Source organism: Pseudomonas alloputida (assembly GCF_021283545.2).
Taxonomy (GTDB): Bacteria; Pseudomonadota; Gammaproteobacteria; order Pseudomonadales; family Pseudomonadaceae; genus Aquipseudomonas; species Aquipseudomonas alloputida.
Genome location: NZ_CP128540.1, coordinates 1,668,573 through 1,693,362 on the forward strand (window position 1 = coordinate 1,668,573; position 24,790 = coordinate 1,693,362).

The window sequence follows — 24,790 nt, forward strand, 5'->3', positions numbered from 1 at the left end:
TCGAGCCAGTGCGCGTAAGGCGGTGGGAGCACCCATTCCGGGTGGCTCCACCTTCAGTGCCTGCGCCAAGGTGACCTGAGTACGAACTTTGTAGCCAGTCAGGCAGTGAGTTCGGAGGGGATGCTATCGGATTGGATCCAGTTGCGCCGGATCGTCGCCGGCGGTTTGTAAGCATGCGCGCTATGCGGCCGCTGCTCGTTGTAGAACTGTCGCCAACGTTCGATCAGCACCTTCGCTTCGGTCCGACTGCGGAACCATTCGCGGTTGAGCAGTTCGTCGCCCATCGTTGCCTGCGAAGTCAGGACCAGCAGAATCCTGAGGGGAGTTCTCATCATGGTTTTCTCCGTTCAGACGCTTGGGATCAAGCGGCCGGAGACCACTACGCCTGCTTGGCTTTGCGCGCTGCCTCGACCAAGCTGTCGAGCCAGTCCTGATGGCCGTTGATCATCGGGTTGGGTTTGGCGTTGTGCAGCTCCTCGGCCGGTTTGCCCTTCTGAGTTTCCTGCGTGAGGATGCGCACGCGCCTGCCGTCCAGGTTCTCAACCAGCCAGGCGTGATGCACATCCAGGCGCGTATCTGTGCCTTCCTCGCCGGACCAGCCGTGCCAGGCCACGCGGCCGGGTTGCCCATCCGCAGGTGGCACGTATTCGTTGCACTGCCCCTCTACCGGGAAGCCGAAGGTCTCGAAGTAAAACCGATCGCCGTCGGCCAGTACCGGGCCTTTGCCGTCATGAAAGCACACGTTAGCCGAGTTGGCGTAGTAGCTTGGCCACAGCGATGGTGTGACGAGTAGAGGCCATACGTCGGCCGCGCTCAAGCCGGCGGCGATGATCTCATTGGAGGCGAAATTCTCAGTAAAGCCCGGCGTGTAGCCTTCGGGCCAGAGGATGGCGTTCTGTTGCTTGCTCATATCGAAGCTCCTTCACAAAATGTCGATGACGCAACAGGGGTGGCTGCGTCATTCAAGTGGTCATGGAGCAAATCATGAGCCTCCATCTGCAATAAGTGAAATCCTAAGTTTCTATTTTTGATATCATAAAATATGATATCAAGGCCTAGGTTCTGCCATCCACCGACTAGGCTATCTCGCAGCGGCGCTACGAAAGGGCGCGTCTCCAATTGAGCCGACTGATTGCTTATTTGTAGTGCGAGGTAGAGTTGTGCTGAGCATGACGATAGGAGCGATCTTGCCTACTTGTTGTTAGCACAGGAAGTGAACAGCAGTGCTCGTATCCAGCGATGTGCTGGATCGTGATGGGTGCGTTCGTGCCAAGCAGCCGTCTTGGTGAACCCCGGTATCTTCACCGGCGGCAGGGAGATAGCCAGCTTGTCCATACCGGCGACCAAGCGGCTCGGCAAGATCGCAACCATGTCACTGGCACGCAGGATGTCTGGCAAGATCAGAAAGCTCTTGACCGACAGTGTGACGCTGCGTCGTTTGCCCAACTGTTCTAGCGCATCGTCGGTGACGCCGCGGAAACCTCCACCATCGTAGGAAACAAGCGCATGGTCGAGAGCACAGAACTGTTTAACGGTCAGCTTGCGCCCCATAGCCGCAGGATGGTCTTCCCGCAGGACACACACATAGTGTTCCTTGAACAGCTCTCGGGCATGCAGATTTGGCGGAGTGATCTCTGGCGTCAGGAGGGCTAAATCGATCTGACCGCGCTCAAGCTGGTTCTGTAGCTGCCCGCTCTCGACTGGCACTAATGAGACTCGTACACGCGGTGCGTGCCGTTTAAGTGCCGATAGAAATGGGACAGCAACGGCACGCAGCGCATAGTCCGTCGCGGCGATGGAGAAGGTCAGTTGTGCGGTGGCCGGATTGAAGGAAGGTGGCTGGAGCAGCGCGTCGATTTCGGCGAGCACCTGCTTGACAGGCATCCCTAGATCCAGCGCCCGCTGCGTTGGAACGATACCCCGCTGCGAGCGCGCGAAAAGCGGGTCACCGAAGCTCTCGCGCAACCGCGTCAGCATGCCACTCAAGGCCGGCTGGGTTAGTCCCAGACGGGCCGCCGCCCGTGTCACATTGCGTTCGTCTAACAATGCGTCCAGCGCCTTGAGCAAGTTGAGATCCATACTCTTGATATTTTTCATTTTTATTCCAATCTTAAATATCATCGTTTTTCATGATATCTAAATATTGCCTATGAGTGGAAGCAAGGCCCATTGACGGCTTTTTTTGGGTAACTTGCTTGGAACTCTGTATGCGCCGCAGTGCGCTTTCGCTTGCGGCGCTTTTCTTTGACTCGCCACCGCGCTCATTCTTTCTTTTCCCTCGACCATTGTGCTGCGAACGGTCTTTGACCGGCACTAGCCCAGAACCGATCCTGACGCCTGCGACACCCCCTGTGCAACGCTTTCAATGAGACACCAGCGCAGGAGAAATCGGAGGACAGGTCATGCAAGGGACGAACGTTCTGTTCGGCCAGATCGCTGTGGTAATCGGCATCGTGATCGCCGGCGTCTGGGGCGCCACACAATGGACAGCAGCGACCCTTGGCTATCAAGTACGCCTCGGATCGCCCTGGTTCGATCTTCTAGGTGTACCGGTTTATCACCCGTGGCGCTTGTTCGAATGGTGGTTCTTCTTTGATGCCTACGCGCCGCACGTCTTCGACACAGGCGGTGCGATTGCGGGTGGTAGCGGTTTGTTCGCTTTACTCGTCGCCATCGCCATGTCGGTATGGCGTTCTCGGCAGTCGCGGCTGGTTACGACTTATGGTTCGGCACGCTGGGCCGATGCCGTCGACATCCGCAAAGCTGGACTGACCCTCCCGGCGGGCGTCTTCCTCGGCCAACACGACGACCAATACCTCCGACATGAGGGGCCGGAACATGTCCTGAGCTTCGCACCCACGCGCTCGGGCAAGGGCGTGGGCTTGGTGGTGCCTACGTTGCTTTCGTGGCCGGCGTCCGCCGTCATTCACGACATTAAGGGAGAGAACTGGAAGATCACGGCGGGCTGGCGTTCGCGCTTTTCGCACTGCCTGCTTTTCAACCCCACCGATAGGCAGTCGGCCGCCTACAACCCGCTGCTTGAAGTCCGGCGCGGCGCACATGAAGTGCGCGACGTGCAGAACATCGCCGACATTCTGGTTGACCCTGAAGGTGCGTTAGAGAAGCGCAATCATTGGGAGAAGACCAGCCACGCGCTACTGGTCGGTGCAATCTTGCATGTTCTGTACGCAGGCGAGGACAAGACGCTGCGCGGCGTCGCCAACTTCCTCAGCGACCCGGCGTGTCCGTTCGAGCTGACGCTGCACCGGATGATGACGACGAAGCACCTGGGCGATGCGCCTCACCCGGTTGTCGCATCCGCTGCCCGCGAAGTGCTCAACAAGTCGGACAACCAGCGATCGGGCGTGCTCTCCACCGCCATGTCGTTTCTCGGCCTGTACCGCGACCCGACCGTGGCCGAAGTCACATCGCGCTGCGATTGGCGCATCGCCGACCTGATTTCCGCCGAGCACCCGGTATCGCTCTATCTGGTGGTGCCGCCCTCCGACATAAGCCGCACCAAGCCGCTGATCCGGCTCATCTTGAACCAGATCGGGCGGCGGCTGACCGAATCGCTCGACGGCAGCGATGGCATCGCGCGCCGGCACAAGCTGCTGCTGATGCTGGACGAGTTTCCGGCGCTGGGTCGCCTCGATTTTTTCGAGTCCGCGCTTGCCTTCATGGCCGGCTACGGCATCCGCAGCTTTCTCATCGCTCAAAGCCTGAACCAGATCGACAAGGCGTATGGGCAGAACCATTCCATCCTCGACAACTGCCATGTCCGGGTGACTTTCGCCACCAACGACGAAAGGACGGCGAAAAGGATTTCCGAAACCCTCGGCACCGCCACCGAGCTTCGCGCGCAGCGCAACTACGCGGGCCACCGCCTCGCTCCGTGGCTGGGGCACCTGATGGTGTCGCGTCAGGAAACTGCACGTCCGCTGCTGACGCCCGGCGAGGTGATGCAGCTTCCACCTGAGGACGCCGTAGTCATGGTGTCCAGCGTTGCCCCGATCCGCGCGAAGAAGCTGCGTTACTACGTCGACGCCAATTTCAAGGATCGCGTCCTGCCACCGCCCGTGCTCGCAGTCGGGAGGTACGCCGACGCGCCGCCAGCCCGCCCCGACGACTGGAGCGGCTTGGCGATCCCGGCCGTACCTACGGCGCCGACCTCGGTATCCGCCGATGGTCCGGGCGGCACCGATGACGGCGGCCCGCGCCGCCAGCTCGAACTCTCCGAAACCGTCGCCTACGAGCCCGAGTTGGACGCGTGTGCGAACGACCTGGAGCTGCTCGATGACGACGACCTGGCGCTCCCGCTTCCCGGCCAGCTCGACCCGGCCATGCAGCGCACGGCCCGGCTGGCTTCTCTCGACCCCAACGACGGAATCGACCTATGAGCCAATACCGCCTCAATCTTTTCATCCAGCCCGAGCACGCCAAGCGCCTGGATGAACTTGCCGCCAAGAAAGGCGTGTCCAAGTCCTCCATCGTCGCAGCGGCCTTGGCGTCCTGGCTGTCACCCGATGCGGGCGACCAGCGTGAGGCCGCCATTGCCAAGCGGCTGGATCGACTGTCGCGGCAGACCGAACGCATGGAGCGCGACCAGAACATCCAGATCGAAACGCTGGCGCTGTTCATCCGCTATTTCTTGACCATCAGCACGCCGGTGCCAGAAGCCCACAAGGACGCGGCCCGCGCCCAGGGCAAAGCGCGCTTCGAGCAGTTCGTCGAGCAGTTGGGTCGCCACCTGCTGCGTGGCCGCAGTCTGGTGCGCGACGTGGTGGAGGAACTGCACCCCGATCCGATGCGGATGGATGACGCAGCAGCGATGGCGTCCGCCGATGAGCGAGCTGCAGAGCGTGCGTCATGAGTGCCGTTCCGCAGATTCCGCCTGAATCTCGCTCATCCGCCGCGGCGTCCCAGGATCGCCGCATCCAGATGCTGCGCACGGCGATGGGGCCGCTGATCGCCGCTGCGCTCGAAGATCCGGATGTTGTGGAAATCATGCTCAACCCCGATCGCACCCTGTGGGTGGATCGGCTGTCGTCGGGTCGCTCGCCGCTGGGCGTGGAGATGCCCGAGGCCGATGGTGAACGCATCATCCGCCTGGTCGCCGCGCATGTCGGCGCGGAGGTGCATCGCGGCCAGCCGCTCTTGACCGCCGAGTTGCCGGAAACCGGCGAGCGTTTCGAGGGCATCCTGCCTCCGGCCGCCCCGGGGCCAGCCTTCGCGCTACGCAAGCGGGCCGTGAGCATCATCGGCCTGGATCGCTACGTGGCCGACGGCATCCTGACCGCCGGGCAGGCCGAGTTCCTGCGCCGCGCCGTGCGCGAGCGGCAGAACATCCTGATCGCCGGCGGCACCAGCACCGGCAAGACCACGCTGGCGAACGCGCTGCTGGCCGAGATCGCCGCCACAGGCGACCGCGTGCTGGTGCTCGAAGACACCATCGAGCTGCAATGCGCGGCCCGCGACCATGTGCCGCTGCGCACCCGCGCCGGCGTCGTCACAATGACCGAGCTGGTGCGGGCCACGATGCGCCTGCGGCCTGACCGCGTGATCGTCGGCGAAGTGCGTGGCGGCGAAGCCCTGGACTTGGTGAAGGTCTGGGGCACCGGCCACCCCGGCGGCATTGCCACCATCCATGCCGGCTCCGCCTTGGGCGCACTGCTGCGTCTGGAGCAACTGATCCTCGAAGTGGCAGTGAATCCGCCCCGCGCCCTGATCGCCGAGGCGGTCAACGTGGTGATTCACATCGCAGGCCGTGGCCGCAAACGTCACGTCGAAACCATCTCCCGTGTCGTCGGCTTCGACGGTGCGGGCTATCGCCTGACAGATGCGCTGGAAACGCCGTTTCCCGAGCTGCCGCCGGTTCCTCTTGCAGCCGCTGCCGCTGCGCCTTCCTCGACCCCTGACCAACCTGGAGAACTGCCATGACGCACGTTGATGCTTTCCGTCTTTCCGTAAATCCTATTTCTCGCCTGTCCAGCATGGCGCGGCTGCGCCACCTGGCCCGTCCCGCAGGGCAAGGGCTGCTGCTGGCCGCGCTGATGCTGTTGCTGGCGGGCACGGCGCAGGCCGCCGGTTCCTCGATGCCGTGGGAAGGGCCGCTGACCTCCATCCTCGAATCCATCCAAGGGCCAGTCGCCCGGATCGTGGCGGTGATCATCATCATCTCGACGGGGCTTGCGCTGGCGTTCGGTGATACCAGCGGCGGCTTTCGCAAGCTGATCCAGATCGTGTTCGGCCTGTCCATCGCGTTCGCCGCGTCCTCGTTCTTCCTGTCGTTCTTCAGCTTCTCCGGAGGGGCCGTCGTATGAGTAAGGCCACCGATCTTCCGGGCTTTGAAGTGCCGCTGCATCGCTCGCTGACCGAGCCGATCCTGCTGGGCGGTGCGCCGCGCACCGTGGCGATTGCCAACGGCACGCTAGCCGCCGCCGTCGGGCTGGGCCTGCAACTGTGGATTCCCGGCGTGGTGCTCTGGATCGTCGGCCACTCGCTGGCCGTATGGGGTGCGCGCGTCGATCCGCAGTTCATGCAGGTCTTCGCGCGGCATATCAAACACCGCCCGCTTCTGGACGTGTGAGGGGAGGACGCCATGCTGAACCTTGCCGAATATCGTCAGCGCCCGGCCTTGCTTGCCGACTGGCTGCCCTGGGCCGGGCTGGTCGCGCCGGGCGTTGTGCTGAACAAAGATGGTTCGTTTCAACGCACGTTCCAGTTTCGCGGCCCCGACTTGGACAGTGCGACACAGGGCGAGCTGATTGCCACGTCGGCGCGGCAGAACAACGCGCTTCGCCGTACCGGGTCTGGCTGGGCCTTCTATATCGAGGCCGAGCGGATGCGGGCATCGAGCTATCCGCAATCCTCCTTTCCCGAACCACTGTCCTGGCTGGTGGATGAGGAGCGACGCGCGGCGTTCGAGGAGTCGGATGGCCATTTCGAGAGCGTCTATCACTTCACGTTGCAACACCTACCGCCGCAAGAGTCTCGCGCCCGTGCGGCTGGGATGCTGTACGAGAACCGGCCCACTGAGGGTGTGGACTGGCGTGGTCGGCTTGATTCCTTCGTGGCAGAGACCGATCGCGTGTTCGACCTGCTCGATGGTGTGATGCCGGAGATTGCCTGGCTGGACGATAGCCAGACGCTGACCTACCTGCATGCCACAGTCTCCACGCGGCGCTATCGCGTCGGCGTGCCCGACGTGCCGTTCCATATCGACGCACTGCTGGCCGATGCCGCGCTGGTCGGCGGCCTGGCGCCCATGCTGGGCGATCAGCACCTGCGCGTGGTGTCGGTACGAGGCTTCCCGACCTCGACCTGGCCGGGGATCTTGGACGACCTCAACCGCCTGGGCTTTGCGTATCGCTGGAGTACGCGCTTCCTGTGCCTGGACAAAGCCGAGGCGGAACGGGAATTGGGGCGCTTGCGGCGCCAATGGTTCGCCAAGCGCAAGAACGTCATCGCGCTGCTGCGCGAAACGATCTTTCAGCAGGAAAGCCCGCTGGTCGATACCGATGCCAGCAACAAGGCCGCCGACGCCGATGCCGCCTTGCAGGAGCTGGGCAGCGATCAAGTCGCCTTCGGCTACCTCACCGCCACGGTGACGGTGCTCGACGCCGACCCGGCCGTGGCCGACGAGAAGCTGCGCATGGTGGAGCGCGTCATCCAGGGCCGGGGTTTCGTGACCATCCCCGAAACCCTCAACGCAGTCGATGCCTGGCTGTCGTCCGTCCCCGGCAACGCATACGCGAACGTGCGTCAGCCCATCGTTTCGACGCTGAACCTGGCGCACATGATGCCGATGTCAGCGGTATGGGCTGGGCCGGAGAAGAACGAACACCTCGATGGCCCGCCGCTGATCGTCACCCGCACCGATGGCGCGACGCCGTTCCGGCTGGTGACGCACATCGGCGACGTGGGGCACACCCTTGTCGCCGGGCCGACCGGCATGGGCAAGTCGGTGCTGCTCGCCATATTGGCCATGCAGTTCCGGCGCTACTTCGGCTCGCGGATCTTCGCCTTCGACATGGGGCGCTCGATGCGCGCCACCATCCTCGGCCTTGGCGGTGAGCACTACGACCTCGGTGCCGATGGCGGCATCGCCTTCCAGCCACTCGCGCGAATAGCCCACGAGGGCTACCGCACCTGGGCCGCCGAATGGGTGGAGGGCCGGCTGCTGCACGAAGGCGTGACGGTCGGCCCGGACGAGAAGGCTGCCATTTGGTCGGCGCTGCGAAGCCTTGCCGGTGCGCCAGTGGAGCAGCGCACCATGACCGGCTTGTCGGTGTTATTGCAGTCCAACGCGCTGCGCCAAGCGCTCGCGCCCTATGTGTTGGGCGGCGCCCACGGCAAGCTGCTGGACGCTGACCACGACCGGCTGGGCATGGCCGACGTGCAGGGCTTTGAGATGGAAGAACTGATGCACAGCCCCGCCGCCGTGCAAGCAGTGCTGCGCTACCTGTTCGCCCGCTTCGACGAACGTTTTGACGGCGCGCCCACGCTGCTGATCCTCGATGAAGCGTGGCTGTTCCTCGATGAGCCGTCCTTCGCGGCCCGCATCCGGCAATGGCTCAAGACGCTCAGAAAAAAGAACGTCAGCGTCATCTTTGCCACGCAGTCGCTGGCCGACATCAAGGACTCGACCATCGCGCCAGCCATCATCGAAAGCTGCGCGAGCAGGATCTTCTTACCTAACCCGCAGGCCACCGAGCCGCAGATTCGCACGATCTACGAAGGCTTCGGCTTGAACAGCCGCCAGATTGAGATCGTGGCGACCGCACAGCCCAAGCGCGATTACTACTACCAGTCGCGCCTCGGCAATCGCCTGTTCGACCTCGACCTGGGGCCTGTCGCGCTCGCATTCGCGGGCGCATCCACCCCTCAAGACCAACGCGATATTGACCGCGTGCTGACGCAGGCCGGCGCTCCCGGCTTCGCCGGCGCGTGGCTGCGCCATCGCGGCCTCGGCTGGGCCGCCGACCTGCTGCCGTCCGCTCCGGCGGCAGCTTCCTTTCTCGCTTCTCAACCGCTGGAGGTTTCACCATGAAGACCAAGCCCCGTTTGCTCTCTGTCTCACTCGCTGCCGTGCTGTCGGTATCGCTGCTGGCCGTGCAGCCCGCATCCGCGCTGACGGTGTTCGACCCGTCCAACTTCGTGCAGAACACGCTGACCGCCGTGCGCACGCTGGAACAGATCAACAACCAGATCAACCAGCTTCAGAACGAGGCGCAGATGTTGATGAACCAGGCCAGGAACCTGGCAAATCTCGACTTCAACATCGTCAACCGCCTGCGCTCGACGCTCGCCACCACCGAGCGCCTGATCGCCGAGGCGCGCGGCTTGGCCTACGACGTGCAGAGCATGGATGCCACGTTCGCCCGCCTGTACCCGGAACAGTACGCCGCCACCATCAGCGGCGACCGCATGGCACAGGACGCCCGCGAACGCTGGCAGAACACCTTGAACGGCTTGCACACCGCGATGCGGATGCAGGCGCAGGTGTCGCAGAACCTCGCCCAAGACGAAAGCGCGCTGGCCGATCTCGTGAGCCAGAGCCAGTCGGCCACCGGCGCGCTGCAAGCGATGCAGGCGACGAACCAGCTCCTGGCTTTGCAGGCCAAGCAGTCGATCCAGGCGCAGCAGCTCCAGATCACGCAAGACCGGGCCGCTTCACTGGAACTGGCGCGGCAAGCGGCGGCTATGGAGCGCGCCCGCGAAGTGCGGCGGCGCTTTCTGGGCACCGGCACGCCGTACACGCCGCAGTCCGTCAACTTCTATAACAACTGACCGGAGGCGGCCATGCGATGCGCTTCCGTCCTGATGGCCGTGCTGCTGACCGCGTGCGGCCAGCAGCCGGCCGAGAACCTGGCCGACGCCCTGGCCGCAGATCCGGTGCGGCTCAAGGCGTTGCGCGGGCAATGCGCGGCCGACCGGCAGGCCGTGGGCGAGGATGCCTGCCGCGCCGCCGCTGAAGCCTTCCGGCGGCGCTTCTTCGCCGGCCATACCGGGCCGGATGAATACAACTCGCTGGCTGAACTCCCGCCGATTCCGCCGAGCTTCGATACGCCCGCAGATGAATTGCCAGAGGGCGCCGTTCCGCTCACTCCGCCCGAGGATTCGCCATGAACGACGTGACCATCATCGACCGTTTCCTCGATACGTTCTCGCGCTACATCGACTCGGGCTTCGGCTTATTGCAGGGCGAAGTGGCATTTCTCACCGCCACGCTCATCGTCATCGACATGACGATCGCTGGCCTGTATTGGGCCATGAGCCACGCCACCGGCCAGGGCGACGACGTGATCGCCAAGCTGCTGCGCAAGGTGCTCTGTGTCGGCGCGTTCGCCTACATCATCGGCAACTTCAACTGGCTGGCGAGCATCGTGTTCCGCTCGTTCGCCGGCTTGGGAATTACCGCTACCGGCTCGGCCATCACGATGGAGAACTTCCTTCAGCCGGGCCGGCTGGCGAAGACCGGCATCGACGCAGCCGCGCCGATTCTGGAACAGATCGGGGACATGGCTGGGTTCCCCGAGGTGTTCGTGAACATCGACCCTATCGTGGTTCTGTTCATCGCCTGGCTGGTGGTGATCCTCTGCTTCTTCGTGCTGGCCGTACAGCTTTTCATCACGCTGATCGAGTTCAAACTGACTACGCTCGCCGGCTTCGTCTTGATCCCGTTTGCACTCTGGAACAAGACCTCGTTCCTCGCGGAAAAGGTGCTAGGCAACGTGGTGTCGTCAGGCATCAAGGTCTTGGTGCTGGCCGTCATCGTCGGCATCGGTTCAGGCCTGTTCGCCGAGTTCCAGGTGCATCCCGACGAACCATCCATCGACCACGCGCTGGTCGTGATGCTGGCCTCGCTCGCGCTGCTGGCGCTGGGCATTTTCGGCCCCGGTATCGCCACCGGCCTGGTGTCCGGTGCGCCACAGCTTGGTGCGGGCGCGATGGCTGGTGCTGCGGTCGGGGCTGTCGGCACCGGCGTTGCCATCGGCGCCGCCGTAACGGGCGTGGGCGGCGCCGTCATGGCCGGGGCACGAATGGCCCCGGCGGCCGCAAAGCTGGCCGGTGCCGGTGCGCGTGCCGCGACTTCGGCGGCCGGCAGTGCCCGATCGGCGTTCCAGGCCGGTTCCGCTGCGGCCGGCGGCGGTGCCAAGGGCGCGGCGGCTGGCCTCGGCAATGTCGCCAAGACTGGCGCACAAGCCGCAGGCCGCAGCGTCACCTCTGGTGCTTCCGCTGTTGGGCAGAAGGTGGCCGACTCCTTCCGCGCTGGCTGGAACGGCACAGAAGCCGGCAGCGACGGTGCTGGCCCCGGCCAGACCGCAGACGGCACCGCAGGCTCGCAGAAGCAAGAGCAACCGGCCTGGGCCAAGCGGATGCACCGCCGCCAGCAGGCTACCCATGCCGCGACCACTGCCGCCCACACGCTGCGCGGCGGCGACGGCGGCGGCTCCGGGCAAGGCCCGAGCCTGCGGGATTCCGATACCTAACCTTCAAGGAGAACACCCATGCGATTCAAACGACCGCAGGTGCGCTACGCCGATACGCCGCAGCCTGCCACCCCGTATCAAGCCGCCGCCCAGGTGTGGGACGACCGTATCGGCTCCGCCCGCGTGCAGGCGAAGAATTGGCGCCTGATGGCCTTCGGCTGCCTAGTGCTCGCGCTGTTGATGGCCGGCGGCCTGGTGTGGCGCTCGGCGCAGTCCATCGTGACGCCCTATGTCATCGAGGTCGATCAAGCCGGGCAGGTGCGCGCCGTGGGAGAGGCCGCCACGCCGTACCGGCCCGGCGACGCGCAGATCGCGCACCACCTGGCGCGCTTCGTGACGCTGGTTCGCTCGCTGTCCATCGACCCCATCGTGGTGCGGCAGAACTGGCTCGATGCCTACGACTACACCACCGACAAGGGCGCGGCGGTGCTCAACGACTACGCCCGCACCAATGACCCATTCGCCCGCATCGGCAAGGAATCGGTAACGGTGCAAATCACCAGCGTGGTTCGCGCGAGCGACACGTCTTTCAACGTGCGCTGGACAGAGCAGCGCTATGTCAACGGTGCGCCCGCCGGCACCGAACGCTGGAACGCCGTGCTTTCGACCGTCCTGCAAACCCCGCGTACTGAACAGCGCCTGCTCAAGAACCCATTGGGTATCTACGTCAACGGCCTGTCATGGAGCCGCGAACTGGATTCTTCCGAAGGAGCCAAACCATGAAACTTCGTTTCCGCCTTTACGTTGTTCCTTTGACGCTGCTGGCCCTCGCGGGCTGCGCCTCGCAGGGGAAGCCGCCGCCATCCATCTCGCTCGACGAGACGGTGCTGGCCCAGCCGTTGCCCGAACCGCCCAAGCCCGTCGAAGTCGTCGCCGTCCCTGAACCGCTGGCGCTGCCGGCGCAGTTGAAGCCCCTGCCGGAACTCGATGAGGCCCCCGTTGCGCCGGAGCCGGCCGACGAAAAGGTGCGCGTTTCCCGTGCCAATGCAGAAGCGCGTATCGCGCCTACCCGTGAGGGCTACGTCAACGCGATTCAGGTGTGGCCGTTCACCGATGGCGCGCTTTATCAGGTCTATGCGTCGCCGGGGCGCGTGACGGTGGTTTCGCTTCAACCGGGCGAGGAACTGGTAACGGTCGCCGCCGGCGATACCGTGCGCTGGATCGTGGGCGACACGTCCAGCGGCGGCGGGGCCGATCTGCGCGTCAATGTGCTGGTCAAGCCTATCCGCTCCGGTCTGAAAACCAATCTCGTCATCACCACCAGTCGGCGCACCTACCTGCTGGAGCTGACCTCGACCGAGAGGGCATGGATGGCGTCGGTGTCCTGGGACTATCCGAAAGACCGAATGCTCGCGTTGCAGCGCCAGGCGCAGGCAGCGCAGGCAACAACGCCTGTCGATACGGGCCTGTCGCTGGACAAGATCCGCTTCCGCTACGCGGTATCGGGCAGCAACCCGCCGTGGAAGCCTCTGCGCGCCTTCGATGATGGAGAGAAGGTCTATATCCAGTTCCCGCCGGGCATCGCCCAGGGCGAGCTGCCGCCGCTGTTTGTCATCGGCGCGCAGGGCGACGGGCAACTGGTGAACTACCGTTTTCGCTCGCCGTACTACGTCGTGGATCGCCTGTTCGGCGCGGCCGAACTGCGGCTGGGCGGCGATGGCGGCGACGTGGTGCGGATCGAGCGCACCGATGGTGTTGCACGGAGGAACTGACCATGAGCCAGGATGACACTCCCGACCTTGCCGCGCCGCAGGCGGACAAGGTGGCGCCGGAGGCAGTGGCGCTGCGCGCCCAGCCGCGTCCAGTCACACGCCTGAACCGGCGCTCGCTGGCCATCCTTGCCGGCGTCCTAGCGGTCGCCGTGCTCGGCGCGCTGATGTGGTCGCTGCAACCTCATCGACGCAGCACAGGCGAGCAGACCGAGCTTTACAACGTCGATCGCGTGTCAAAGTCGGAAGGACTGGATGCGCTGCCGACGGACTATTCCAAGCTGCCGCCGGCGTTGCTGCCTGCCGTTCCCGAACTAGGGCCACCGCTGCCGGGCGATCTTGGCCCGGCTATCGTGAAGTCGCAGCAACCGGCGACGGCTGCCTACGCGGCCCCCGGTCACGACCCGAACGATGCCCTGCGAAAAGAAGCCGAGGCGGCCGCGGCCTCGTCCGTGTTCTTCCGCTCGGGTGGGCAGAATGCGGCGCCGGTAGCGCAGACACAGGTGGCCGCTGCGCCGGGCTTCGCCGCCAATGCGGCGTTTGACCCGCTGGCGGCCGGGCCGGCCTCCACGGCGGCCCAACCTGCTGACCCGACAGCGGTGCAAAACCGGCAAGACCAGAAAGAGGCTTTCATGAAAGCTGGCCCCACTGAAACCCGTAATTCCGGCAATCTGACTCTGCCAATTTCGCCGTATCAGGTTATGGCCGGAACAGTGGTCGCAGGTGCCTTGGTGACGGGCATCAAGTCGGACTTGCCCGGCGACGTGATCGCCACGGTGACGGAGCCGGTCTATGACACAGCCACCGGGCGCTTCCTGCTGATTCCGCAGGGTTCGCGCATCCTGGGCAAATACAACAGCCAGGTCAGCTACGGGCAGAGCCGCGTTCAAGTCGTCTGGAACCGGATCATCCTGCCGGACACGTCTTCGCTCACGCTCGACAACCTGGCCGGCACCGACCCAGCCGGCTATGCCGGGCTGGAGGACGATGTGGACTACCACTGGGGCCGCATCTTTGCCGGTGCGGCACTCACCACGCTGCTGGGCGTCGGTGCCGAGCTGGCCGCGCCGGAGAACCGGCAGGATGGTGATCGCGTCATCATCGCTGGGCGCGACAGCGCGCAGGACAGCATCAATCAGGTCGGCCAGGAGATGACCCGGCGCAACCTCAACATCCAGCCGACCTTAACGCAACGGCCGGGCCTGCCGGTTCGCATCATCGTCAACCGGGATCTGGTGCTGCGGCCGTACCAGCCGCTGTTCTTCAACCGGGGGACTTCACGATGAGCACGACCAAGAAGCTGCGGCTCGGCCCGCTGCCGAAGACCGAGAGCACCAAGCTGACTTTCGTTTGCCCGACCAGCTTGAAAGTCGACCTCGACCGCTACGCCGCGCTACACGCGCAGGCGTATGGCGAGGCCGTTGATGCGGCGACGCTGATCCCGCATATGCTGGAAGCGTTCATGGCGGGGGATCGAGGATTCAGGAAGGGCACGGCGACCCGCAGCACACCACCGAAGCCGCCATGATTGCACCGCATGCTATTCAACGGCATCCATCGAACGCGCAGCCCAGGCTGCGCGTTCTTCATTCTGGATGCCGCCGAGCCTGTTGGGCTATGATGATGCGACAGGCCCGCCGTTCCTCGGCAATCCAGCACTACACAGTGCGATGCGGCTTTCTCTCCCAACGCTCCTATGTCGCTCCTAGCCGACAACGCCGCTCTTCTTCTAAGCGGCCCCGAAAGGAGCTAACCTACTGTCCCATATACGGTTTCAAGTCCTTCTTGATTTGCGCGAAAGAATTGACACCGGCACTTTTTTGTTGCCTGTACGGGCCCTTTCGCGGGTGAACCCGCTCCTACGGGTACAGCGTTGCCCTCAGGTCAGGTGACCCCGCCAAAAATCAGATCTGCTCCAGCAACCACCCCCTGAATGCCCGCAGCGACGGCAGTGCCTCATTCCTCGGCGGGTAGATCAGGTAATAACTGCGCTGGCTGGCAAACGCCACCCCCGGGCTGTACAGCTCTCCCTTGGCCAGTTCCTCCTCCACCAATATGCGCGGCACCAGCCCGATCCCGATCCCGGCACGTACCGCCTGGATCAGGTGCGAGGTCAGCTCGAAGCTCGGCCCCAGCCGCATCGCCCGGTGCGGCAGGCCATGATGGGAAAACCACTCGCCCCACGCATGCGGGTTGTTGGCCACATTCAGCAGCACCTCTTCGCTGATCCTGGCCGGGCTCCAGCCTTGGCTGCCGACGCCAGCCTCCGGCGGCAAGATCACCACCAGCTCCTCGGCATGCAGGCGATGGCAGACAAGACCCGGCAAGTCGTGGCTGGCCACGCCGATGGCGGCATCGATTTCGCTGGTGTCGAAGTTGATGGTTTCAATGCGTGAATGAATGTGCACCAGCATGCCCGGGTGAGCGCTGTAGAACGCATGCAGCCTCGGCAACAGCCATTTCGAACCGAAGGTTGGCAGGGTGGCCAGGCGCAACGTGCCTACTCCCGATTGATAGGCCAGTGCCTGCAAGGTGGCGCTGCGGATGCGCCCCAGTGCCTCGCTCAGCTCGCGCTGGTACAGGCGGCCGACATCGGTCAGCTGTACCTGGCGCCCCTCGCGGCGGAACAGGGTCAGGCCCAACTGCTGCTCCAGGGCCTGTACCTGGCGGCTGACCGCGCTTTGGGTCAGCGACAGTTCGGCGGCGGCGCGGGTGTAGCTTTCATGCCGGGCGGCGGCCTCGAAAGCCAGCAGCAGTGACATGGATGGGGTCAGGTGGCGGTAATTCATTCATAAAAGTCATTGATAGCGGCAGGATTATCCGTTTGCCCCTGACGCGAAACTACAGGAACATTGGCCTATACGTCATCCCTGCATGCCTGAACCCATGCCGGGGCCACAGGTATCCCGTGATCTAGCCAATATCAAGAGGCCATCCTTCGATGATCGCCCAGCTGTCCACCGTTGCACCGAGCGCCAATTACCCCGAATTCCTCGAAGCCCTGCGCAACAGCGGCTTCCGCGGCCAGATCAGTGCCGACTACGCAACCCGCACGGTACTGGCCACCGACAACTCGATCTACCAGCGCTTGCCGCAGGCGGCGGTGTTCCCGCTGGATGCCGACGATGTGGCGCGGGTCGCCACGCTGATGGGCGAGCCGCGCTTCCAGCAGGTCAAGCTGACCCCGCGCGGTGGTGGCACCGGCACCAACGGCCAGTCGCTGACCGACGGTATCGTCGTCGACCTGTCGCGGCACATGAACAACATCCTCGAAATCAACGTGGAAGAGCGCTGGGTGCGGGTACAGGCCGGCACGGTCAAGGACCAGCTCAATGCTGCGCTCAAGCCGCACGGGCTGTTCTTCGCCCCTGAGCTGTCCACCTCCAACCGCGCCACGGTCGGCGGCATGATCAACACGGATGCCAGTGGCCAGGGCAGCTGCACCTACGGTAAAACCCGCGACCACGTGCTGGAGCTGCACAGCGTGCTGCTCGGTGGCGAACGCCTGCACAGCCTGCCGATCGACGATGCTGCGCTGGAACAGGCCTGCGCCGCGCCGGGCCGGGTCGGCGAGGTGTACCGCATGGCCCGGGAAATTCAGGAAACCCAGGCCGAACTGATTGAAACCACCTTCCCCAAGCTCAACCGTTGCCTGACCGGCTACGACCTGGCGCACCTGCGCGACGAGCAGGGCCGCTTCAACCTCAACAGCGTACTGTGCGGCGCCGAGGGCTCGCTGGGCTACGTGGTCGAAGCCAAGCTCAACGTGCTGCCGATTCCCAAGTATGCGGTGCTGGTCAATGTGCGCTACACCAGCTTCATGGATGCGCTGCGTGATGCCAACGCGCTGATGGCGCACAAGCCGCTGTCGATCGAGACGGTCGACTCCAAGGTGCTGATGCTGGCGATGAAAGACATCGTCTGGCACAGCGTTGCCGAGTACTTCCCGGCGGACCCCGAGCGCCCCACGCTGGGCATCAACCTGGTGGAGTTCTGCGGCGACGAGCCGGCCGAGGTCAACGCCAAGGTGCAGGCGTTCATCCAGCACCTGCAAAGCGACACCAGCGTCGAGCGCCTGGGCCACACCTTGGCCGAAGGCGCCGAGGCAGTCACCCGCGTCTATACCATGCGTAAGCGTTCGGTCGGCCTGCTGGGCAACGTCGAAGGCGAAGTGCGCCCGCAGCCGTTCGTGGAGGACACCGCAGTACCACCAGAACAGTTGGCCGACTACATCGCCGACTTCCGCGCACTGCTCGACGGCTACGGCCTGGCCTACGGCATGTTTGGCCACGTCGATGCCGGCGTGCTGCACGTGCGCCCGGCACTGGACATGAAGGACCCGGTGCAGGCCGCGCTGGTCAAGCCGATTTCCGATGCCGTTGCCGCGCTGACCAAACGTTATGGCGGGTTGCTGTGGGGTGAGCACGGCAAGGGCTTGCGCTCGGAATACGTGCCCGAGTACTTCGGCGAACTGTACCCGGCGTTGCAGCGCCTGAAGGGCGCCTTTGACCCGCACAACCAGCTCAACCCGGGCAAGATCTGCACGCCACTTGGCAGCGCAGAGGGCCTGACCCCGGTCGATGGCGTGACCCTGCGCGGCGACCTTGACCGTACCATTGACGAGCGCGTTTGGCAGGACTTCCCCAGCGCCGTGCACTGCAACGGCAATGGCGCCTGTTACAACTATGACCCCAACGACGCCATGTGCCCGTCGTGGAAGGCCACCCGCGAACGCCAGCATTCGCCCAAGGGGCGCGCCTCGCTGATGCGCGAGTGGCTGCGCCTGCAGGGCGAGGCGAACATCGATGTGCTGGCTGCGGCGCGCAACAAGGTGTCGTGGCTCAAGGGCCTGCCGGCGCGTCTGCGCAACAACCGTGCGCGCAACCAGGGCCAGGAAGACTTCTCCCATGAAGTGTACGACGCTATGGCCGGCTGCCTGGCGTGCAAGTCGTGCGCCGGGCAGTGCCCGATCAAGGTCAATGTGCCGGATTTCCGCTCGCGCTTCCTCGAGCTTTACCACGGTCGCTACCAGCGCCCGCTGCGTGACTACCTGATCGGCTCGCTCGAGTTCACCATCCCCTACCTGGCGCACGCGCCGGGGCTGTACAACGCGGTGATGGGCTCGAAGTGGGTGAGCCAGCTGCTGGCCGACAAGGTGGGCATGGTCGACAGCCCGCTGATCAGCCGCTTCAACTTCCAGGCTACCCTGACCCGTTGTCGCGTTGGCATGGCCACGGTGCCGGCCCTGCGCGAGCTGACCCCGGCCCAGCGCGAGCGCAGCATCGTGCTGGTGCAGGACGCCTTCACCCGCTACTTCGAAACGCCGCTGCTGTCGGCCTTCATCGACCTTGCCCACCGCCTGGGCCACCGGGTATTCCTGGCGCCGTACAGCGCCAACGGCAAGCCGTTGCACGTACAGGGTTTCCTTGGCGCGTTTGCCAAGGCAGCGATCCGCAACGCCACGCAGCTCAAGGCCCTGGCCGATTGCGGTGTGCCGCTGGTGGGGCTGGACCCGGCGATGACGCTGGTGTATCGCCAGGAGTATCAGAAAGTGCCAGGCCTGGAGGGTTGCCCGAAGGTGCTGCTGCCGCAGGAATGGTTGATGGATGTGCTGCCCGAGCAGGCGCCTGCCGCACCGGGCAGCTTCCGCCTGATGGCGCACTGCACCGAGAAGACCAATGTGCCGGCCAGCACCCGGCAGTGGGAGCAGGTGTTCGCCCGTCTGGGGCTGAAGCTGGTGACCGAGGCCACCGGTTGCTGTGGTATGTCCGGTACCTATGGGCACGAAGCTCGCAACCAGGAAACGTCTCGGACCATATTCGAGCAGAGCTGGGCGACCAAGCTGGACAAGGACGGGGAGCCGCTGGCAACCGGTTATTCGTGCCGTAGCCAGGTCAAGCGCATGACCGAGCGGAAGATGCGTCACCCGCTTGAGGTGGTGTTGCAGTACGCTCAGCGCTGAGGTTCAGGGCCTTTGGGGGCTGCTTTGCAGCCCTTCGCGGGTGAACCCGCTCCTACGGGGGATCGTGCACGCCAGGGGGGCGGGGTTACCCGCGAAGAGGCCGGCAGCGGCTTTCAGGCTTCTGTTGTACGGTCCCTGTCCCTACGCCCTTGGCGGTACAAATAGAGGCTCAACACCAACCCGCACGCTGCCGCAGCCGCCGCGAACAGAAACATCGAAGCAAAGCCGAACCCCGCCGCCACCGCACCGACCAATGGCCCGGTCACCCCCAGTGACAAGTCGATGAACAGCGAATACGCCCCCACCGCCGCCCCGCGGTTAGCCGCCGACACTTGGTTCACTGCCTCCACGCCCAATGCCGGAAACACCAGCGAGAAACCAAACCCGCTCAATGCAGCCCCCGCCAAGGCCAGTTCGGCGTTGGGTGCCAGCCACAGCATCAACAACCCGAGCGTTTCCACCGACAGGCAGGCGATCGCCACCCTGAAGCCACCGATGCGGTTGATCAGGTTGCCAAAGAGCAGCCGTGCGCTGATGAAACTGGCGCCGAACAGGCTCAGGGTCAGCGCCGCATTGGCCCAGCCACGGCTTGCATAGTAAAGGGTGATGAAGGTGGCGATGGTGCCAAAGCCGATCGAACCCAGGGCAAGCCCCGAGCCATGCGGGAATACCTTGCCCAGCACCCGCAGGAACGGCAGGCGTACACCGCTGACGATGGGGGCGGCTTGCTTGGGCCAGGCCAGCAGCAAACCGAGTACGCACAGCAGGATGATGCTCACACCCATGCTCCACAGCCCGATGCCTTTGACCATCAGCACACCCAGTGGGGCGCCGATGGCCAGCGCACCATAGCTGGCGATGCCGTTCCAGGAGATGACCTTGGCCGTGTTTGCGGCACCCACCCGACCAATGCCCCAGCCGATCGCACCCGAGCCTACCAGGCTTTCGGCGCTGCCCAGCACCAGGCGGCCGACCAGCAGGCAAGCCAGGCTCAGCCAGGGCAGGTGAGTGAGGAAGGCGCAGGCCAGCATGAATACCCCGCTTAGCCCGCAGCCGGCCAGGCCGTACATGACTGCCTTCTTGCTGCCGTGGTTGTCGATGATACGGCTGGCGCCAGGGCGGCTGAGCAACGTCGCGAGGTACTGCACGCTGATCACCAGGCCGGCGATCACAGCACTGAAACCCAGGTCGTTGTGCACATAGCCGGGCAACACGGCCAGAGGGATGCCGATGTTCAGGTAGCCGATGAAGGTGAACAGGACGATGGAGACGACTTGCCCAGTGACGGCAAGGGACGTGGGACTGCGTGGTGGCATTGGGGATCCGTTGCTGCGGTAAGGATGGCGTTGTGTGCCGCCATCTTAACCACAGCAAGGGTATTTGCGGGCGCAGCTGTCAGCCTGTAGTCAGTGGGTGTAATCGAGCATCCAGGTCACACTGAACTCGGCTTGCAAGTAATCCAGCCGCAAGCGCAGCAGGACAAAGCCGGCCCATCGGGTGAACATGGACGAATGCAGCAGGGCGTCGAGCGCTTGAGCGGCTGGCGCATTTCTGCCTCTTTGCGTTAGGAGGCACGAGTCTGTGTGGGAGAGGGGCGGGGCAGGTGGTAGTGGGTTGTTACAACGTTGATTTTAGACGGTGTGAAAACGTGATGACGGGGGTAGCCCGCAGGTCAGCCGTTTTCACACAGTCGGGGATGCGCAGTTATTCCTGGTCAGCGCTGGATTGATCGTCACCATCCTGCTCGGCGGCAGCTGCCGGTTCGGCGTGAACGGTCACGGATGGCTCTTCTGGGTTCAGGCTTGGGAAGGGAAGATTCGGGATTTCATGCATCTCGTCGTTCCTCGCAAGTGTGAGTGAAAAGTCTGCGCCAGGCGCGTTTGTAGCTTCAAAAAGCTCGGGCAGGATACACAAGTCTGGATGACAGTTTGGTTTTTTTCCCGGTCGTTTGTCGGTTTTGCGGGCGAACAGCGCACATATGCCCCATGAAAAAAAGGGCCTCTGGCCCCTTCCTTCTGGTGTTTACTTCCGGCCTTCAGCCGTTTCCGCCACCTTGTCAGTGCGTGCACACATGATGAAGTCGTTGCGGTGCAGGCCTTTGATCGAGTGGCTCCACCAGGTCACGGTGACCTTGCCCCATTCAGTCAGCAGCCCTGGGTGGTGGCCTTCGGCTTCGGCGATTTCGCCCACGGCATTGGTGAACGCCAAGGCGTGCTTGAAGTTCTTGAACAGGAACACGCGCTCCAGCTCCATGTGGCCGTCACGTACTTCGATGTTCCAGTCCGGGATTTCGCGGATCAGCTCGGCCAGCTCTTCGTCGGTGACTTTCGGCGCATCGGCGCGGCAGGCTTCGCAATGGGCTTGGTTCAAGGCATTCATGAGGTGTTTTCCGGTTCGAGTTGTTATCGGCAAGGTCGCTCAGGCAGCGACCTTGGGTGGAAACTTCGGTGCATGCAGACCCAGCTGCATGGCTTTATGGACCATGCCCATGATGTCCTCGTGGGCCAGGTCGAACAGGCGCTTCATGTTCGGCAGTACGAAATACACCGGTTGCAGAATGTCGATGCGGTAGGGTGTACGCATGGCCTCGATCGGGTCGAAGGCCTGGTGCTCAGGCTCGTCAGACAGACTGTAGACGGTCTCTTTCGGCGACGAGAGGATGCCACCACCATAGATTTTGCGGCCTTGCGCGGTTTCCATCAGGCCAAACTCGATGGTCATCCAGTACAAGCGTGCCAGGTACACACGTTGTTCCTTGGTCGCGGCCAGGCCGAGCTTGCCGTAGGTGTGGGTGAATTCGGCGAACCAGGGATTGGTCAGCAGCGGGCAGTGGCCGAAGATCTCGTGGAAGATATCCGGCTCTTGCAGGTAGTCCAGCTCTTCCGGGGTGCGGATGAAGGTGGCGACCGGAAAGCGCTTGCTGGCCAGCAATTCGAAGAAGGTCTGGAAGGGGATCAGCGCCGGAACCCGGGCAACCTGCCAGCCGGTGGTGGCACCCAGCACCTTGTTGATCTCGCCCAGTTGCGGAATGCGGTCATGCGGCAATTTCAGCTGGTCGATGCCGTCCAGGTATTCCTGGCACGCACGGCCTTCGATCACTTTCAGCTGGCGGGTGATCAGGGTGTTCCACACCGCATGCTCTTGCTGCGGGTAATCGATAAAACCATGCGCATCGGGCTCGCGTGCCACGTATTGCGTCTGTTTCATGAGGCTCTCCTGGTGAGGGCTTTTCTTGTTATGTGCAGGACATGCCTAAAGGAATATCCCTTCGCCAGAGGTTTTGCACGGGGGCGCGGATCGGCCGCGGAGTGTGCCGACGTCGGTTTTCGTAACGATAATTTTACAAAACTCGGCAAGTGTCGGAAAATTCGAGGCATCTGGCTGGCGGAAACACAGTTTTTGTCAGCTTATCTTTACGACTTTTCCGCGCTGTGTTGAAAAACATCAGCGCTTCGAGAGCCCTCATGCGTATCAAAGTCCATTGCCAGAACCGCATTGGCATCCTGCGCGACATCCTCAACCTGCTGGTGGAGTACGGCATCAACGTACTGCGCGGCGAGGTGGGCGGTGATCATGGCAACGCCATCTACCTGCACTGCCCGAACCTGATCAACCTGCAATTTCAGGCCCTGCGGCCGAAGTTCGAGGCCATTGCCGGGGTATTCGGCGTTAAGCGTGTGGGCCTGATGCCCAGCGAACGCCGGCACATGGAGCTGAATGCGTTGCTGGGGGCGCTGGACTTCCCGGTGCTGTCGATCGACATGGGCGGCAGCATCGTTGCGGCCAACCGTGCAGCCGCGCAGTTGCTTGGCGTGCGGGTTGATGAGGTGCCGGGCATGCCGCTGGCGCGCTACGTAGAAGACTTCGATCTTCCGGAGCTGGTGCGGGCCAACAAGTCGCGCATCAACGGCTTGCGCATCAAAGTCAAAGGTGATGTGTTTCTGGCCGATATCGCACCGCTGCAGTCCGAACACGATGACAGCGAGGCGCTGGCCGGCGCGGTGCTTACCCTGCACCGTGCCGACCGGATCGGCGAGCGTATCTACAATGTGCGCAAGCAAGAGCTGCGTGGCTTCGACAGCATCTTCCAGAGCTCGCGGGTGATGGCTGCCGTGGTGCGTGAAGCGCGGCGCATGGCGCCGCTGGATGCACCGTTGCTGATCGAGGGCGAAACCGGAACCGGCAAGGAGTTGCTGGCGCGTGCCTGCCACCTGGCCAGCCCGCGTGGGCAGTCGCCGCTGATGGCGCTCAACTGCGCCGGGCTGCCCGAGTCGATGGCCGAGACTGAGCTGTTCGGTTACGGCCCCGGGGCATTCGAAGGGGCACGGGCCGAAGGCAAGCTGGGGCTGCTGGAGTTGACTGCAGGCGGCACGCTGTTCCTTGACGGGGTAGGGGAGATGAGCCCGCGCTTGCAGGTAAAGCTGCTGCGCTTTCTGCAGGACGGCTGCTTCCGTCGGGTAGGTAGCGATGAAGAGGTCTACCTGGATGTGCGGGTGATTTGTGCAACCCAGGTCGATTTGTCCGAGTTGTGTGCCCGTGGCGAGTTTCGCCAGGACCTGTATCACCGGCTCAATGTACTGTCGCTGCACATTCCGCCTTTGCGCGAATGCATGGATGGTCTGGAGGGGTTGGTGCAGCATTTTCTCGATCAGGCCAGTCGGCAGATTGGCTGCGCCATGCCGCGCCTGGCACCGGCGGCAATGGACAAACTTGGGCAGTATCACTGGCCAGGTAATGTAAGGCAGTTGGAAAACGTTTTGTTCCAGGCGGTTTCGTTATGTGACGGCGGCGTGGTTAAAAGCGAGCATATTCGTTTGCCGGATTATGGCGTGCGGCAACCGTTGGGCGAGTTTTCGCTGGAAGGGGATCTTTCGCAGATAGTCGGGCGCTTTGAAAAGGCGGTGCTGGAAAGTTTGATGGGGGAGTTTCCCAGTAGTCGGGCCTTGGGCAAAAGACTGGGTGTTTCGCACACGACAATTGCCAACAAGTTGAGGGATTACTCGCTTAACAAGTCGGCGGATTAGTTGTTGGTCAAAGAACCTGGGACTGCGTTGCAGTCCTTTCGCGACACAAGGCCGCTCCCACAGGTAATACGCTGTGCTCTGGCTGAGCGCATTATCTGTGGGAGCGGCCTTGTGTCGCGATAGGGGCCCGCAGGGCCCCCGATTCCAAGGTATCAGCCGTTGGAGCAGCCGTTCCCCATCACGCGGTATTCGAGAATGTGCTTCTGGCCCTGGGAGTCCTCGTAGGTCATGCGGGCCGGCACGACTTCGCACACATTGGGCACTTCGCTCATGGAAATAACGCGGGCAATGTCCAGGTGCTGCGAGTAACTGTACTGTTCAACCGGAATCTGCTCGGCATCTTTGGCTTCGCCGGCCATTGCCGCGCCGCAAAGACTGCCAAGTACCAATACCAGTAAAGCTTTCATTTTCTATTTACCTGTCTAAGGTCGTGAGGGGGCACGCGGCGCTTATGGCGCCGCGAGTATTGCTAGTTTTAACTATCGGGATTAGATGGAGATTAACGCTTGCCTTCGTGGGGGCTGTTACCAGTTGTTAATCGCCTTGCCGTTGCTGGCGAGGTGAATTTTATGGCGCTGGCCAAGGCCGAAACAGTGGGTG

General features: G+C 63.4%; 23 protein-coding genes and 1 pseudogene. 15 read left to right on the forward strand and 9 right to left on the reverse strand.

Translation table 11 applies throughout. The features are described 5' to 3' along the window. Window positions 1-98: 98 nt before the first annotated feature. The 3 genes and pseudogenes from LU682_RS07720 to LU682_RS07730 form a co-directional block, all read right to left on the reverse strand. Window positions 99-278: pseudogene (locus tag LU682_RS07720) on the reverse strand (integrase core domain-containing protein); the annotation flags it as partial. Between the two features lie 101 nt (window positions 279-379). After that, window positions 380-910 carry an SRPBCC family protein gene (locus LU682_RS07725; protein ID WP_000043569.1) on the reverse strand — a complete coding sequence of 177 codons (531 nt, stop codon included), beginning with the start codon at window positions 908-910 and terminating at the stop codon, window positions 380-382. Between the two features lie 281 nt (window positions 911-1,191). Next, window positions 1,192-2,097 carry a LysR family transcriptional regulator gene (locus LU682_RS07730; RefSeq protein ID WP_023093368.1) on the reverse strand — a complete coding sequence of 302 codons (906 nt, stop codon included), beginning with the start codon at window positions 2,095-2,097 and terminating at the stop codon, window positions 1,192-1,194. A gap of 305 nt (window positions 2,098-2,402) precedes the next feature. Here LU682_RS07730 and LU682_RS07735 point away from each other — a divergent pair, with 305 nt between their 5' ends. Genes LU682_RS07735 through LU682_RS07795 form a run of 13 tightly spaced genes read left to right on the forward strand, consistent with a single transcriptional unit; the run spans window position 2,403 to window position 14,732 of the window. Next, window positions 2,403-4,400: a conjugal transfer protein TraG gene (locus LU682_RS07735; protein ID WP_232914907.1), complete on the forward strand. Its 1,998-nt coding sequence runs from the start codon at window positions 2,403-2,405 to the stop codon at window positions 4,398-4,400. Then, window positions 4,397-4,873 (forward strand): ribbon-helix-helix protein, CopG family, encoded by a 477-nt coding sequence (locus tag LU682_RS07740; RefSeq protein ID WP_000085131.1) that lies wholly within the window; start codon window positions 4,397-4,399, stop codon window positions 4,871-4,873. Before LU682_RS07735 ends, LU682_RS07740 begins: the two co-directional genes overlap by 4 nt. Further along, window positions 4,870-5,940, forward strand: a complete 1,071-nt coding sequence (gene trbB / locus LU682_RS07745) for a P-type conjugative transfer ATPase TrbB (protein ID WP_023093367.1) — start codon at window positions 4,870-4,872, stop codon at window positions 5,938-5,940. The genes LU682_RS07740 and trbB overlap by 4 nt, the downstream gene beginning before the upstream one ends. Then, on the forward strand, window positions 5,937-6,323 hold the full coding sequence (locus LU682_RS07750; RefSeq protein ID WP_000150010.1) for a TrbC/VirB2 family type IV secretion system protein: 387 nt from the start codon (window positions 5,937-5,939) through the stop codon (window positions 6,321-6,323). The genes trbB and LU682_RS07750 overlap by 4 nt, the downstream gene beginning before the upstream one ends. After that, window positions 6,320-6,589: a VirB3 family type IV secretion system protein gene (locus tag LU682_RS07755; protein WP_003092280.1), complete on the forward strand. Its 270-nt coding sequence runs from the start codon at window positions 6,320-6,322 to the stop codon at window positions 6,587-6,589. The genes LU682_RS07750 and LU682_RS07755 overlap by 4 nt, the downstream gene beginning before the upstream one ends. A gap of 12 nt (window positions 6,590-6,601) precedes the next feature. Next, entirely contained in the window at window positions 6,602-9,052 is a 2,451-nt protein-coding gene (gene trbE, locus LU682_RS07760; protein WP_000933135.1) for a conjugal transfer protein TrbE, read from the forward strand. Beyond that, a complete protein-coding gene (gene trbJ, locus LU682_RS07765) occupies window positions 9,049-9,792 on the forward strand; it encodes a P-type conjugative transfer protein TrbJ (protein ID WP_003092277.1) in 744 nt (247 codons plus the stop codon). Before trbE ends, trbJ begins: the two co-directional genes overlap by 4 nt. A 12-nt stretch (window positions 9,793-9,804) precedes the next feature. Beyond that, complete coding sequence (locus LU682_RS07770; protein ID WP_014603538.1) at window positions 9,805-10,131, forward strand: hypothetical protein; 327 nt, start codon at window positions 9,805-9,807, stop codon at window positions 10,129-10,131. Further along, window positions 10,128-11,495, forward strand: coding sequence for a P-type conjugative transfer protein TrbL (trbL, locus tag LU682_RS07775; RefSeq protein WP_001000746.1), 1,368 nt, complete (start codon window positions 10,128-10,130; stop codon window positions 11,493-11,495). The genes LU682_RS07770 and trbL overlap by 4 nt, the downstream gene beginning before the upstream one ends. Before the next feature lie 18 nt (window positions 11,496-11,513). Beyond that, window positions 11,514-12,218, forward strand: coding sequence for a conjugal transfer protein TrbF (trbF, locus tag LU682_RS07780; RefSeq protein WP_001211312.1), 705 nt, complete (start codon window positions 11,514-11,516; stop codon window positions 12,216-12,218). After that, a complete protein-coding gene (trbG, locus tag LU682_RS07785) occupies window positions 12,215-13,207 on the forward strand; it encodes a P-type conjugative transfer protein TrbG (RefSeq protein WP_000776560.1) in 993 nt (330 codons plus the stop codon). The genes trbF and trbG overlap by 4 nt, the downstream gene beginning before the upstream one ends. A gap of 2 nt (window positions 13,208-13,209) precedes the next feature. Then, on the forward strand, window positions 13,210-14,490 hold the full coding sequence (locus tag LU682_RS07790; protein WP_003092274.1) for a TraB/TrbI/VirB10 family type IV secretion system protein: 1,281 nt from the start codon (window positions 13,210-13,212) through the stop codon (window positions 14,488-14,490). Next, entirely contained in the window at window positions 14,487-14,732 is a 246-nt protein-coding gene (locus LU682_RS07795; RefSeq protein ID WP_000108283.1) for a DUF2274 domain-containing protein, read from the forward strand. The genes LU682_RS07790 and LU682_RS07795 overlap by 4 nt, the downstream gene beginning before the upstream one ends. A gap of 376 nt (window positions 14,733-15,108) precedes the next feature. Here LU682_RS07795 and LU682_RS07800 read toward each other — a convergent pair whose 3' ends face one another. Continuing rightward, window positions 15,109-15,993 (reverse strand): LysR substrate-binding domain-containing protein, encoded by an 885-nt coding sequence (locus LU682_RS07800; protein ID WP_003254537.1) that lies wholly within the window; start codon window positions 15,991-15,993, stop codon window positions 15,109-15,111. Between the two features lie 152 nt (window positions 15,994-16,145). On the opposite strand from LU682_RS07800, the gene ydiJ reads away from it, so the two are divergent. After that, window positions 16,146-19,166, forward strand: a complete 3,021-nt coding sequence (gene ydiJ, locus LU682_RS07805; protein WP_010955182.1) for a D-2-hydroxyglutarate dehydrogenase YdiJ — start codon at window positions 16,146-16,148, stop codon at window positions 19,164-19,166. 113 nt (window positions 19,167-19,279) lie between these two features. Here the strand turns inward: ydiJ and LU682_RS07810 are convergent, their stop codons facing one another. The 4 genes from LU682_RS07810 to phhA all read right to left on the reverse strand — a co-directional run bounded on the left by LU682_RS07810 (window position 19,280) and on the right by phhA (window position 22,373). Next, window positions 19,280-20,482: an MFS transporter gene (locus tag LU682_RS07810; protein ID WP_010955181.1), complete on the reverse strand. Its 1,203-nt coding sequence runs from the start codon at window positions 20,480-20,482 to the stop codon at window positions 19,280-19,282. Window positions 20,483-20,870: 388 nt separating this feature from the next. Further along, window positions 20,871-20,999: a hypothetical protein gene (locus tag LU682_RS07815; protein WP_003254533.1), complete on the reverse strand. Its 129-nt coding sequence runs from the start codon at window positions 20,997-20,999 to the stop codon at window positions 20,871-20,873. 189 nt (window positions 21,000-21,188) lie between these two features. Then, entirely contained in the window at window positions 21,189-21,545 is a 357-nt protein-coding gene (locus LU682_RS07820) for a 4a-hydroxytetrahydrobiopterin dehydratase (protein ID WP_003254532.1), read from the reverse strand. A gap of 39 nt (window positions 21,546-21,584) precedes the next feature. Further along, window positions 21,585-22,373, reverse strand: coding sequence for a phenylalanine 4-monooxygenase (phhA, locus tag LU682_RS07825; RefSeq protein ID WP_003254528.1), 789 nt, complete (start codon window positions 22,371-22,373; stop codon window positions 21,585-21,587). Between the two features lie 257 nt (window positions 22,374-22,630). Here phhA and LU682_RS07830 point away from each other — a divergent pair, with 257 nt between their 5' ends. Then, on the forward strand, window positions 22,631-24,190 hold the full coding sequence (locus tag LU682_RS07830) for a sigma-54-dependent phenylalanine hydroxylase transcriptional regulator PhhR (RefSeq protein ID WP_010955180.1): 1,560 nt from the start codon (window positions 22,631-22,633) through the stop codon (window positions 24,188-24,190). A gap of 152 nt (window positions 24,191-24,342) precedes the next feature. On the opposite strand, the gene LU682_RS07835 is transcribed toward LU682_RS07830, so the two are convergent. Next, on the reverse strand, window positions 24,343-24,597 hold the full coding sequence (locus LU682_RS07835) for a DUF2790 domain-containing protein (RefSeq protein ID WP_003254526.1): 255 nt from the start codon (window positions 24,595-24,597) through the stop codon (window positions 24,343-24,345). Window positions 24,598-24,790: the final 193 nt, after the last annotated feature.